Genomic DNA, 14,159 nt, shown 5'->3' on the forward strand with positions numbered 1-14,159 from the left:
GCTATCGGTGTCATTCTGTTTTATTTTTCAGGCAGCCTGAAAAATAAAACCGTCATATTATGTAGGTTGGGTTGAAACCCAACATTACCTTGAATATTCAAGGTTTTGTTGTTGGGTCAAGACCCAACCTACCTATTCAATTACGCAATCAATTCACGAATATAAGCCACTTGCTCGCGCATCAATGCCACAAATTCAGGTTTGCCCGCTAATTCGCCAAACAAAGCCTTGTCGCTGGCAAACACCGCCACAGGGTCTTCGGACGCATACATGGCGCGAACCGCCGCTTCGTCCAAAATGCCGTCTTGGTAAGTGAATGGCAATTTGCCTTCGTTCCAGCGTTCCATAAACACAAAGAATGTCGCTGGCAAACGCGCGGTTTTGGTGGGCGTTGCGCCTTGTTTGTAACGCTCAATCAAAGTTGGCTGCATTTGCGCGGGGATTTTGGAGAAACCGTCTGCGGCAACACGTTGATTGGTGTCTTTGATGTGCGGATTGGTAAAGCGTTCCAACACCACATCGCGGTATTTACCCAAATCAATCAAATCATTACCCAAGCTAGCAATCACGTCTTCGGTAACATAATCGTGTGCCAATTTGTAGGTTTTTTCCAAATTGGTGCTGTCGTGAATGTACAATTCGCCCAACAAAGTACCCAACCACGCAATCGCTGCGTGTGGCACGTTCAATACGCGGATTTTGGCTTCTTCGTAAGGAATCACGCTTTCCACCAATTCCACGCCCACTTTTTCCAAAGCAGGACGCACATTGTCTTTGAAATTGTCTTCAATCACCCATTGAATAAAGGTTTCGCCCATGACTGGGGCTTTGTCGTCAATGCCCGTTTTTTCTTTGATGCGCGCTGGCAAATCTTCGGCTGGGCGCGGCACAATGCGGTCTACCATCGTGTTTGGCGTGGTGGCGTGGTCTTTAAGCCAATCCACAATATCTTGTTGATTGGTCAAAGTTAAAAATTCCACCAAACCGTCATGGAAACGCTCGCCATTGTGGCGCACATTGTCGCAGTTTAATAATGTTACATTGCCGTTTGCCAATTTCATGCGTTCGCGCAAAATTTTCGCCATCACGCCATAAATGGTGTTCAAACCGCCTTCCAAATCCGCTTTCAAAGCTGGGTCGGATTGCACCAATTTGAATTGGCTGTCCAAATAATAGCCTGCTTCGGTAACGGTAAACGCGATGACTTTCGTGTTTTCTTCCGCGCCAACCGCAATCAGGGCTTGCAAACCTTCTTCCCAAGCAATCGGGCGTTTTACCGATTTGATGACTTCGTAAGCACGTTCATCTTTGGGGCTAACCGTTTCCAAAACGTATTCATTGTTTTGCGCCAACAAACCTTGAATGGTGTGTTCGCTGTCGTTGCGAATGTTGCCAGCCGCGATAGACCAACTGTCATCGCCTTGTTTCAACAATTCATTCAAATACCACGCTTGGTGGGCGCGGTGGAAAGAACCAAAACCAATGTGTAACCAAGTGTATTTGCTCATGGCGTAAATCTCCGAATTATTGTTAGGGAAAAAAGAATGTCGGGCAGTGTAAACGAAGAAATAAAATAGAGTAAACACAATTCGTTACTATTCTTAACAATGGATTTTTTATTTCAAAATTAAGATTATTTTTGATATTTTAAATAGATTATTAGAATTTATAAGCAACATTTAACCAAAATCATTGAATATTTGTAAATGTTTGTTCGGACTATTGAAAAAATATTTCAGATTAAAACTGATTTTTTGCGTAATTTTGTTACAAATTTAGGCTGTAAACGAGTTATTTTGGTTGCTGAAAATGTAGTTTTATATAATTTTATAAATGATTTGTAGTAAAATAACACAATATTCAGTCAAAATTGAGCTTTTTTAGTGTTTTTCTGATGGGTACAAATGAGAAATAATGATTGTTAGAAAATGTCGAATTTAAAAATCCGAATTATTTTTTCAGGCTGCCCTATGGGTTTTCTGTTTACAAAAGGCAGCCTGAAAATTTGTTTATGCTATATTAAATCTTTATTTTTATTGTACTTTTAATTTATTTTCCTAAAATTTATATTCATTTCAGGCTGCCTGAAAGATTTTTTCGTATAGTGAATTCAATTTAAACCAGTACGGCGTTACCAGCTCCCTTATGTACTAGCTGTACACGGCGGTCGCTGTCGCCTTGTCCTGATTTAAATTGAATCCACTATATTTCAGGCTGAAACTTTTACAAAATCTTTTCAGGCAGCCTGAAACCTAACTTCTTCCCCAAACACCGCCGCCCACAAATCCCTAACCGCCTGATAATGCGCCAACAATTCCGCATTCACTTCCATGCGCTGCCAATCGCGCAAATTTTTATTGTGCTGCTGCTGACGATAAAAACGATACGCCACCGCCGAGCGTTCCGCCAAATCCCCATCAATCAAGCCACGCCGCGCCGCCATACCCAATAGCGCAATATTTCCATAATTTTCAAGCAGTTTGGGTTCACGCCCACTTTCCGCCAATACCAAATATTGCACCAAAAATTCCACGTCCACCACGCCGCCACGCGCATATTTCACATTGCTGTCCACAGGCGGATGTGTGGCAAACATTTTTTCGCGCATGGCAATAATTTCCTGTTTTAACTGAATTTTATCGCGCTCCTGCGTTAAAATTTCACGGCGAATTTGCTCAAATTTCGCCCCCACCGCCACATCGCCGCAGACAAATCGCGCCCGCGTCAAAGCCTGATGTTCCCACGTCCACGCCTGTTCACGCTGATATTTTTCAAACGCCGCCACGCTGTGCGCCAAAAAGCCCGCTTCCCCATTCGGGCGCAAACGCAAATCCAATTCATACAGCGTCCCCGCTCCCGTGCTGCCTGAAAGCCAAGTGCTTAATCTTCTTGCCAATTTTGTGTACACTTCCACCGCATTCCCGTCATCATCATCGTAAAGATAGACCAAATCCAAATCCGAAGAATAGCCCAATTCCTTGCCGCCCAATTTGCCATACGCCACAATCGCAAATTTCGGCGTGTCCAAATGGCGTTTTGGCACACTTTGCCATGTATGGATAAGTGTTTGTTCCAAAATCAAATCTGCTAATACCGATAATTCATCGCTCAAGGCTTCCACCGTCCATTGCCCAGCCAAATCCTGCACCGTTAAACGAAACACCTGCGCGTGCTGAAAACGGCGCAACACGTCCATTTTCGCTTCCGTATCATCGCCACAGGCATTCAGGCTGCCTGAAAGTTCTACAGAAACTTTTTGCCAATCAATTGCTTCCATTAATTGTGCCGACAATAATTCGTCCAACAAAATCGGGTGGCGTTGCAAATAATCTGCCAACCACGCACTTTGCGCCATCAAATCCGCCACGCGCAGCAACGCCGCCGAATGCTCTTGCAAAAACGCCAAATACGCCGACCGCCGACTAATCGCTTCCAAAAAATCCAGCAATCGCAACAAAGCAGCGTCTGCATTTGCGCCAGCCGCCGCCGCTTCAATCAAACGCGGTACCAGCGCGTCAAATCGCCGTTGCGCGTGGGCGGATAATTGGCGATACTTACCGCCTTGTTTTAATTGAATTAATCTATTAGATAGTTCCGCCACATTGGCAAATCCTAAATTGGACAATTTATCCAATATCTCATCAGTATTTTCAGGCAGCCTCGTCCAAATATCGGCTAATTTATGTTCACTATCTGATTCTTCCGTTTCTTTTCCTAAAATATCGTTAAATATTTGATTAACAAAACTTCTGTGTGCATTCAGGCAGCCTGAAAAATCCGCCCAATTGGCAAAACCCATGCTTGCCGCCAATGCGTTTTGCTGTTCGCTTTGTTCGGGTAACATTTGCGTTTGCTGGTCGTCCCAATACTGCAAACGGTGTTCCACATCACGCAAAAATCGGTAAGCATTCAATAATTTATCTACAACTTGCGTGTCTAAAATATTCAATTCTGCTAATTTCAACAGCGTTTCTTGCGTGCCTTTTAATTGCAAAGCGCGATTTTGACCGCCGCGTATCATCTGAAACATCTGCGCCACAAATTCTACTTCGCGAATGCCGCCCGCACCCAATTTCACATTGTCCGCCATGCCGCGTTTTTGAACTTCTTGTCTGATTTGGCGGTGCAAATCGCGCATGGCTTGATAAGCGTTAAAATCCAAATATTTGCGGAACACAAATGGGCGAATTAATCCTTGAATACCATTGATATATGGCGTAACCACGCGCCCTTTGCACCACGCATACCGTTCCCACTCGCGCCCCTGCGTAATCAAATACTGCTCCAACGCCGCTTCGCTGCACACCAAAGCACCACTATCGCCATCGGGGCGCAACCGCATATCCACACGGAACACTTGTCCATCAGCCGTTATCTCATTGAGCAGACTGATTAATTTTTGTCCTACTTTGGTGAAAAATTCTTGATTGGTGCGCTCGCGTTTACCGTCCGTGTCGCCATTTTCGGGATAGACAAAAATCAAATCCAAATCGGACGATACGTTTAACTCAAAACCGCCAGCCTTGCCCATTGCCACCACGCTCAATTGCTGCGGCTGACGGGTAAAATGTCCAACTGGCGTGCCGTACATGCCGATATAGTATTGATGTGAAAAAGAAAGTGCCGTATTCACCGCAAAATCGGCAAATTCGGTAATCGTGCGCGTAACTTCCGCCAAATCGGACACGCGGGCAAGGTCTCGTGCCATAATGTGCGCCATCACATGACGGCGCAACACGCGCAATTGTCGTGCCAATTCTTCTTCATTTTCATCGGCTTGCAATTGTTGCCAATCGCAAAAATTGGCGTAATCTTGTGGCGTAATCGGGCGCGTGAGCCAATCAGACATTTTGTCTAAATTTAAGCGTTGATTGGCTAATTGGCGCGTAAGCCATTGGGAATAGGGTTGGGCTTGTGTTAATAAATGGGTGTGCATTTTGGAGATACTCCGTGAACAATGGATTTGTGTGGATTATACGATTTTTAGACTGAAATCTTTGCAAAATCCATATAGGCAGCCTGAAAAGGTGTAGGTTAAATACTTTTTTTGAAAAATTTTAAATAAAAATAAATGGTTATTGAATAACGAATAAATGTGTTAAAGATAGGGGCTAACGACATTGTTTCGCTGTCGTTAGCCCCTAGAGGTGTAAAGGTTTCAGGCTGCCTTTATCTATACGAGATAGATTGAAATTTTAATTTACTTTATTTTTCACGGCTGCCACAATATCCATGCCAAACAAGGCATTGACATCGGTTTCATCAAACGTATATTGCTCGTTGCAGAAATCACAATCCACCGTGATGCTGCCTTCTTCGGCAACTGCTGCGCCCACTTCTTCGCCGCCCAACATCAACAACATATCACTGACTTTGCCGCGTGAACAAGTACAGGCAAATTCTAAATTTTCTGCGTCAAACACGCGCGGCGGTGTTTCGTGGAACAGGCGATACAACACGTTTTGCGCGTCCAAATGCAATAATTCATTGGCGGTTAAAGTTTCGGCGAGCGTGGTAATGTGTTCCCAAGCGGCTGGATTCAATTCTTGTTCGGGCAATTTTTGCAACAGTAAACCGCCCACGCTGCTGTCATCGGCGGCAAGTGCAATATGGGTTTGCAGTTGTTCGGAACGCGCCATGTAGTGCATCAACATACTGGCGATGCTACCGCCTTCCAATGGCACCACGCCTTGCCATGGCTCGCCATCTTTTGGTTGCACGGTCAAAACAAAAACGCTGTTGTCGCCCAATAAAGTGGATAAATCGGCATCATCGGCAACGTGAACGCTTTCGTCCCAGCGTGCAGTGGCGCGAACAGTGCGTTCAGAAGTGGCTTCTACCACCAACATTTTCAAAACGCCTTGCCCTTGTACTTGCACAATCAGCGTGCCGTCTAATTTTAAATTGCTGGATAATAAGCCACCTGCTGCCAATAATTCGCCCAAGGCACGGCGAATGGCGATGGGATAATGTTTGCGCGAAACAATGTGTTGCCATACTTCTTGTAATTGCACATGCAAACCGCGTACGGGAAAATCATCAAAAATAAAGCGTGTGCGTTGATTGAACTGGCTCATGTTTGTCTTTCTGTCAAAATCAATATGGCTGTAATATGGTTTCAGGCTGCCTAAAAATCAAGAGGCAGCCTGAAAAGCTATTTATTTTCTCATCACAATTTGTAATAACACGGTAAAAATCAAAACGGCAACCAATAACATCAAGCCATACATCGCAGGTTTATGCCACGTTGGTTTTTCGTCATCATCGCCCAAAGGTAACAGCGGTATATTGTCGGGCAGAAAAACAATGTCTTTATCGGCGCGTGGCGAGTATTTTTCTTGTGGTTGCAGAAATTGTAAATCCAACCAATTACTGATGCTTTGAAATTGTTTGGGTGGCGTGGTGCTGGGTAATTCTCCCAAAACGCTCAAACCTTTGATGCGTTGTTGCACCGATGGGCTGCCTTGTTGCACGGCTTGTTCTAATTTTGAACGCGCGAGAAATTTAATCGCAGGCGTGGCATCGTAAAAACGGCGGCAACTGTGTTCTACTTTTTCGGGCGAAATATGGTTATTGGTGGCTTGCCATTTCGCTGCTTCAGCTTGGATTTCATCGCCAACCAATTCGCGTGCCGCCAACGGCACAGCAATTAATAATTCGCCCAAAAAACGAGTGGCACGCCAATCGCCTTGATTGATGGCAAAACGCAAACATTGCGCGGTTTTTTGCAAGGATTGCGGGATAAATAATCCTTTGGCGCACAAATAAGCCAAATACAATGCACCTGTGGTGTTGCCTTGTTTGGCGGTTTGTTGCAAAAACGCGGCCAGTTTTTTACCTTGTTCGGGTAATACATTACCTTTTCGCAACATTTCGGCAACTTGGGGTAGGGTGGGCATACCCAGTTTGGCGGCATATTCTTCGTTTTGCCATTCTTTCAATAATTCGGAAAAATCTGCCAAACGCAAGCGTGCGTATTTTTGCACGACTTCGCCGTAGCTGCTGCTGTTTTTGGAAACCAGTTGCGCCATGCAATCGGTGATTTGCATTTCGCTGGGAATTTTTTCGGGGAGTGAGGTTTGCATGATAACACCGTGTTTAGAAAAATTATTTTCAGGCTGCATTATAAAGGTTTTGCGGTATTATCTAAATCAATAATTTAGGCAGCCTTACGGTACACGACAAAAATCTTTAATATGACCTGAAATCTGTTCCCTCCCACGCTGGCGGGGGAGGGTTAGGGTGGGGGTGGCTCGTTGATTAGGACAAGTTTTTGTTTACCCAAGATTTTCCCCCACCCTAGCCCTCCCCCGTTTAGGACGGGGGAGGGGACAGATTGTTGGTCAGTAAAAATTGTTGTGTAACGCAAGGCAGCCTGAAAAAGATATATTAAAAATTTCAGGCTGCCTTTATTTTTTGTATTCTGTTATCAAGCCGCTTGCCGATGATAATGCCGCAGAGCCTGTTCTTTGCGCCGTCCCGCACTAAACGCCGATACGCGTTTCAAATAACCAATCACGCGCGTGCCATAATCAATATCGTGCGAACCACATTGACTACACGCCTGTAAAGTACGTTTATCAATATGTGCACATTGATTGCAAATGGTAATTTTCACATTGACACAGAAATAATTGCAGCCCGTTTTCGCCGCAATATCCAACAAAGCGCGATAGCCCGAAACATTCAAGGCTTCGTCCAAATTCAAATGCAAGGCTGAACCGCCGTCCAGCCAATCAATCAATTCATGACCGTGCAGCAAAAATTTATCCAATGCATTGGTTTTGTCGTCTTCCACCACATAAAAATATGAGTTATAACAATCGCGTGGCACAAAATACCCGTCCACCTTGTCCCATTTCGCGTTTTTCACGCCCAAGTTTTCTGCTGGTACAAATTCGGTATTGAATTTCACGCCATATTGGGCATTTGCTACTTGATTTGCCTGAAAAATAATTTTTAAACGCGATTGCACAAATTCAATGTATTCAGGCGTATAGGCAGCCTGAATCCCTTGCGATTCCGCTGCTTCCACCATGCCATTGATGCCAATCGTCAAAAATTGTTTATCCAGCGAAATAAAACCCGCATCATACACAGGCAACATACCAGCCGCTAAATAATCTTCCATCAATTTGCGATATGCGTATTGATATTGATGGATTTTGCCTACTTCGGTCGCCAAATCACGTCCATCTTGCACCAAGCGATTCATATTGATTGTGATGACATTGATAGACCCAGTCGCCACGCCACCTGCACCGAGTGAATACGAAAACGTGCGGTCTTCAATCTGATTACGCAACCGACAACACGATGCCAAAGAATCAGGATTATCCGATTGATAGACAAAAAACGAATTACCAGCCGCCAATTCTTGCGCCATGTGTGCCGCAAATTCATCGTCTTTGCAACGACCATTTTCCGTCAGCATCGCCGCCGTAACCACAGGAAACGTCAGCACCGCTTTTGTGCGTTCCCGATTGAACCATTGCAAGAAAAATAATTGCAAACGCGACACGCTGTCCCATTCAGGTTTGGAAAAATCAGGGAACACAAAATCGCCAAACATCGCGTCAAAATAATATTGGTCATACAGCGAAATATTCCAAAATGCGCTTTGATAACCACGCGCCGCCGCAGGTTGATTGATGCTGTACACCACTTGCTGCAAACAACTTTCCACTTCGCGGCGATGCGTATCCAAATAATCTGCGCCAAAATCCTTACGCGCAAAATAATCAAAATACGTCAAAAATTCCACCGTTGCCACCGCACCCGCAAATTGTGCGCTGACAGCAAAAACAAAATTGATAAACGAACCACAAAATGAAGCCAAATGTTCGGGCGCACGCGATTCGCCGCCCAATTTTGTCAAACCATCGCGCAAAAACGGATACATCGTAACCGACACACAATACGGTTTCAGGCTGGTTTCATCATGCACATAAATTTCATGCGCTTCAATTTGGCGTACATATTCAGCCGCCAAATCCGCACCGAATAATTGCGCGATTTTTCCGCACACTTGGGCGCGGTTGATTTGTACCAACATATCTTTCAATAATTCCGCTTCCATTGTCGCAATATTTTTATGGCTTACATTCGCATTTGCGTCCATTGTAGAACCGTCCGCCGCATTGCCAGCAGCAATATAACGGTCAATAAAGGCTTGTTTTGCCTGAATTTGTGTTTGATTTAAACGAATCATGTCTATTTCCTTTGTGTGTGTATTTTCAGGCAGCCTGAAAACCTATTTCCAAAACAAATGCGTCCAATCTTCATCGGTACGCAAATCTATAAATCTTTGATTAGTATTGGGATTATCCAAACCGCCCAAAGCTGCCACCCAACGCCCCGTTTTCAAAAATGTCAATTTCGGTAACAATATCGGCGACAATTCATCGCGCTCCAAACCCGTGTACAAACACGTTTTCAGCCCAAATTCATCACGCGCCACGTTTAACAACGCCAATAGCGTTTCAGGCTGCCATTCGCCACCCAAAAACAACACACAAGTCAGCAAATTACGATACATTTGCAAGCGCGTTCGCAAATAATCCACCGACAAAATCTCGCCACGATTGGCTTTCCAACTGTCCGCGCTATGACAACCTGCACAACGCAAAGGGCAGCCTGAAATTAAAAACGCCAGCGAAACTTCATTGGGGACTTCCTGCCAAACAATTTGTTCTTGTGTGAAATATAAGTCATTCATTTTATAAAAATAAATCAAATAAAAAGGCAGCCTGAAAGCAAAAAATAATATTAGTTAATAGTTATATAATATTAATGTAATAAAAATACACAATCATAAAAGTTAAAAAGCAGCCCCAAAACACGAAAATCATGCGTTAGGGCTGTGGTTTTTTGTTGATTAAGTTGAACATAGTTTATGCTTGTTGGCATAAGTAGAGTTTGATTTGAATCAAATGAAAATTGTCAGCATCGATAAGTATCAGAAAACAGAAAAAACTATTTTCAGGCTGCCTGAAAAATCTTGCTATACTTGATGTTTTAATCAAATTGATTGTGGATAACTATATGATTAAACGACAAAGTTTGTTAAATTGGTGTGATGAAACCTTGCAAGTCTTTCAATTTAAAGATTATGCGCCCAATGGTTTGCAGGTGGAAGGACGAGACGAAATCAGCAAAATAGTGACGTCTGTAACGGCTTCGCAAGCGGCGATTGATTTTGCGGTGGCGCAGGGCGCGGATATGTTGTTGGTGCATCACGGCATGTTTTGGAAAAGTGAGCCTGTTACGATTACGGGCTGGAAACGTCAGCGGATTGCGACTTTGTTGGCGCATCAAATCAATATGGTGGGTTACCATTTGCCTTTGGATGCTCATCCTGTGTTGGGCAATAATGCACAATTAGCGGCGAAATTGGGTTGGCAGTTTGAACGTTGTTTCGGCGAACAAAATTTGTTGAATATCGGCAATTTGCCTGAAAATCAGCAAAATGTAGCGCAGTTGGTGGCGCAATTAGAAACGGTGTTGCAACGCAAAGCTGTGGTAGCAGGGAGTGTGCAAGGCAGCCTGAAACGTGTGGTATGGTGTACGGGTGGGGCGCAGGGTTATTTTCAGGCTGCCATTGATGCAGGCGCAGATGTTTTTGTTACGGGGGAAATTTCGGAAGCGCAATATCATTTGGCAAATGAAACGGGCGTGGTGTTTATCAGCGCAGGGCATCATGCGACAGAACGCTATGGGATTCAAGCACTCGGTAATGCGATTGTGGCTGAATTTGGTGTGGAAACGCTGTTTTTTGATGAAAACAATCCTGCTTAAATTGAATGGGTAAGTAGGCAGCCTGAAAAGATATTTTTCAGGCTGCCTATTCGTTTAAAAACCACAAAATATTGTGCTAAATCTAATATTACGCATAAAATCTTTACTTAACTTTAAATAATGCTTTAATAAACCCTACAAAGTCGGGTAAAATTCCGTTGTTTACTGGCATTTTCTTAATCAACCAGCGCGTGTGTGAATTTTTTATGATAAATATTCACACACGCCCAAAATCTGGATGACAATAATTACATGGATAATAAAGAAATTAATCAAGGACGCCGCCGCTTTCTCACTCTCGCTACCGCTGGTGCTGGTGCTATTGCCACCGCTGGTGTAGCGACTCCGTTTGTTGCAAGTTGGTTTCCGTCCGAAAAAGCAAAAGCAGCAGGTGCTTCGGTTGAAGTGGATATTAGCAAAATAGAAGCAGGTCAGCTGACCATTGCAGAATGGCGTGGCAAACCTATTTTTGTTTTACGTCGTACCGAGCAGCAGTTGCAGGATTTGCCTAGCCTTGATGGTAATTTGGCTGACCCTGCTTCCGCAGCTGACCAGCAGCCTGAATATTGTAAAAACCCAACGCGCGCCATTAAACCTGAAATTTGGGTAGGTATTGGCATTTGCACACACTTGGGTTGTTCGCCAACTCATCGCCCTGATGTGGGTGCGGCAGATTTGGGTGGTGGTTCATGGAAAGGTGGTTTCTTCTGCCCATGCCATGGTTCTAAATTTGATTTGGCAGGTCGTGTGTTTGCAGGTGTACCTGCGCCAACGAACTTGGTCATTCCGCCATATAAATACTTGAATGACAATGTTATTCTTGTTGGTGAAGACTAATTGGGGGATGGAATATGGAAAACCAAAAAAGCTGTAATAAGGCAAAAGCCTTGCTAGATTGGGTGGATGCGCGTTTCCCCCTATCCAAAATGTACAACGAACACGTTGGACAATATTACGCGCCTAAAAACTTTAACTTCTGGTATTTTTTCGGTTCATTGGCTCTGCTCGTATTGGTTATCCAAATTGTGAGTGGTATTTTCTTGACCATGAACTTTAAACCAGATGGCACAACCAACGCGCAAAACTTGCCTGTGGCATTTTCTGCGGTGGAGTACATTATGCGTGATGTGTCGGGTGGCTGGATTATCCGTTATATGCACTCAACAGGCGCATCATTCTTCTTTATTGTGGTGTATTTACACATGTTCCGTGGTTTGATTTACGGCTCATTCAAAAAACCGCGTGAATTGGTGTGGGTATTTGGTTCATTGATTTTCTTGGCATTGATGGCAGAAGCGTTCATGGGTTATCTGTTGCCATGGGGTCAAATGTCATTCTGGGGCGCGCAAGTGATTATTAACTTGTTTGGCGCGATTCCTGTGATTGGTCCAGATTTGTCCACATGGATTCGTGGCGATTTTAACGTGTCTGATGCTACATTGAATCGTTTCTTTGCCTTGCATGTGATTGCAGTGCCTTTGGTATTATTGGGCTTGGTGGTGGCGCACTTGATTGCCTTGCATGAAGTCGGTTCAAACAATCCAGATGGTGTAGAAATCAAAAAATTGAAAGACGAAAACGGTATTCCATTAGACGGCATTCCTTTCCATCCATACTATACAGTTAAAGATATTTTGGGTGTAGTGGTCTTTTTGATTGTATTCTGTTCTGTGATGTTCTTTGCACCAGAAGGTGGCGGTTATTTCTTGGAAAAACCAAACTTTGACCCTGCTAATCCAATGGTAACGCCAGCACATATTGCGCCAGTTTGGTATTTCACACCATTCTATGCGATTTTGCGTGCCATTCCATCATTCTGGGGAACGCAGGTTTGGGGTGTAATTGGTATGGGTGCGGCGGTTATTTTAATTGCTTTATTGCCATGGCTTGACCGTTCGCCAACCAAATCAGTACGTTATCGCGGTCCAATTTTTAAAGCCGCGTTGGTAGCGTTTATCATTTCTTTCATTGGTTTGGGTATTTTAGGTGCAATGGAAGCAAACGATTTGCGTACTTGGGTTGCACGCATACTGACAGTAATTTATTTTGCTTTCTTCTTGTTAATGCCAGTTTACACCAAAATGGACAAAGATTTACCTGTCCCAGAGCGTGTAACAATGGGTACAAGTAAGCAAAAAGTCATGTTCTTTGTATATGTTGCAATTACCTTAATTGGCGCATATTTATTTGCAATCATAATTTAAGAGGCAGCCTGAAATGAAAAAAGCATTGAAAAACACGATTGCTGCCTTGGTATTGGCAGCGCCCCTGATGGCAAATGCAGCAGGTGGTGGGCATTATGAGCATGTGAAACTGGATCCTCGCGATCAAGTAAGTTTGCAACGCGGTGCACAAATTTTTGTGAACAACTGCTTGTCTTGTCACTCTGCCGCTGCAATGCGCTATAATCGTTTAAAAGACATCGGTCTAACAGAAGAGGAAATTGCAAAAAACTTAATGTTCACGACTGATAAAATTGGTGACGTGATGCAAGCACATATGTCACCAGCTGATGGTAAAAAATGGTTTGGTAATACGCCGCCTGATTTGACCTTGATTGCACGTTCACGCGGTGCAGATTATATCTACGCCTATTTGCGTGGTTTCTATAAAGACCCTAAAACGCCAACTGGCTGGAATAATACAGTACTGCCTAATGCTGCCATGCCACATGTTTTGTGGGAGCAAGAAGGAGTAAAAGCTGCAAAACTGGATAAGGATGGCAACATCGTTCTGAAAGCCGATGGTACGCCAGATTGGACTTGGGAAAGTACAGGGAAGCTGTCGCGTCAAACCAAAGAAGGTGTGGTTATTACCAAAGAATATGATGATTATGCTAAAGATTTAACTAATTTTATGGCATACATGGCAGAACCTGCACAAGTACAGCGTAAACAAATCGGTTACATTGTATTAATGTTCTTGTTGGCAATTATGTTGCCGTTGGTATATTTCCTGAAAAAAGAATATTGGAAAGATGTGCATTGATTTGCACCATAAGAAAATGCAGTCTGAAAAACAATTTTCAGGCTGCATTTTGTATGTTTTGTAAATGGAGGTGCTAATTATTTAGTTCAAAGTTATAGTTGTGTTAAAAATAATGAATAGAAAATTCATTAATGTTTCATAATGTTAATAGATTTCTCTCATAAATTTGAGGTTGATTAGTTGACAGTTTTGGGTAGTAGGCGTATAGTTCTGACTTTCGCTGCTACGGCGGTGAGGTTAAAAGAGAGAAATATTTGATTGTAAGGCATATGGTTAGATATTTCAAGATTTTGATTGAGAAGAGTTCTTTAAAAGCAAGATTACCGATAAGTGTGAGTGCCTGATGGTCTCACACTGTTTTGAGAGATACAAGA

At 43.5% G+C, this 14,159-nt stretch carries 10 protein-coding genes; 4 read left to right on the forward strand and 6 right to left on the reverse strand.

What is annotated here, in order from left to right:
* Positions 1-140: 140 nt before the first annotated feature.
* From dalD to nrdG, 6 genes are all read right to left on the reverse strand, one after another.
* A complete protein-coding gene (dalD, locus tag MIS45_RS02610) occupies positions 141-1,508 on the reverse strand; it encodes a D-arabinitol 4-dehydrogenase (protein WP_249450908.1) in 1,368 nt (455 codons plus the stop codon).
* A 728-nt stretch (positions 1,509-2,236) separates the two neighbouring features.
* Complete coding sequence (glnE, locus tag MIS45_RS02615; protein WP_249450909.1) at positions 2,237-4,936, reverse strand: bifunctional [glutamate--ammonia ligase]-adenylyl-L-tyrosine phosphorylase/[glutamate--ammonia-ligase] adenylyltransferase; 2,700 nt, start codon at positions 4,934-4,936, stop codon at positions 2,237-2,239.
* Between the two features lie 259 nt (positions 4,937-5,195).
* A complete protein-coding gene (hslO, locus tag MIS45_RS02620) occupies positions 5,196-6,077 on the reverse strand; it encodes an Hsp33 family molecular chaperone HslO (protein ID WP_249444504.1) in 882 nt (293 codons plus the stop codon).
* 81 nt (positions 6,078-6,158) lie between these two features.
* Entirely contained in the window at positions 6,159-7,085 is a 927-nt protein-coding gene (locus tag MIS45_RS02625; protein WP_249450910.1) for an SEL1-like repeat protein, read from the reverse strand.
* 344 nt (positions 7,086-7,429) lie between these two features.
* Positions 7,430-9,211, reverse strand: coding sequence for an anaerobic ribonucleoside-triphosphate reductase (gene nrdD / locus MIS45_RS02630; RefSeq protein ID WP_249450911.1), 1,782 nt, complete (start codon positions 9,209-9,211; stop codon positions 7,430-7,432).
* A 42-nt stretch (positions 9,212-9,253) separates the two neighbouring features.
* A complete protein-coding gene (nrdG, locus tag MIS45_RS02635; protein ID WP_249450912.1) occupies positions 9,254-9,718 on the reverse strand; it encodes an anaerobic ribonucleoside-triphosphate reductase activating protein in 465 nt (154 codons plus the stop codon).
* A 326-nt stretch (positions 9,719-10,044) separates the two neighbouring features.
* On the opposite strand from nrdG, the gene MIS45_RS02640 reads away from it, so the two are divergent.
* The 4 genes from MIS45_RS02640 to MIS45_RS02655 all read left to right on the forward strand — a co-directional run bounded on the left by MIS45_RS02640 (position 10,045) and on the right by MIS45_RS02655 (position 13,785).
* Positions 10,045-10,797: a Nif3-like dinuclear metal center hexameric protein gene (locus MIS45_RS02640; protein ID WP_249450913.1), complete on the forward strand. Its 753-nt coding sequence runs from the start codon at positions 10,045-10,047 to the stop codon at positions 10,795-10,797.
* Between the two features lie 252 nt (positions 10,798-11,049).
* Positions 11,050-11,634, forward strand: a complete 585-nt coding sequence (gene petA, locus MIS45_RS02645) for a ubiquinol-cytochrome c reductase iron-sulfur subunit (protein ID WP_249447195.1) — start codon at positions 11,050-11,052, stop codon at positions 11,632-11,634.
* A 14-nt stretch (positions 11,635-11,648) separates the two neighbouring features.
* Positions 11,649-13,001, forward strand: a complete 1,353-nt coding sequence (locus tag MIS45_RS02650) for a cytochrome b (protein ID WP_249444509.1) — start codon at positions 11,649-11,651, stop codon at positions 12,999-13,001.
* Between the two features lie 13 nt (positions 13,002-13,014).
* A complete protein-coding gene (locus MIS45_RS02655; protein WP_249450914.1) occupies positions 13,015-13,785 on the forward strand; it encodes a cytochrome c1 in 771 nt (256 codons plus the stop codon).
* Positions 13,786-14,159: the final 374 nt, after the last annotated feature.

It is taken from the genome of Wielerella bovis (assembly GCF_022354465.1).
GTDB classification, from domain to species: Bacteria; Pseudomonadota; Gammaproteobacteria; order Burkholderiales; family Neisseriaceae; genus Wielerella; species Wielerella bovis.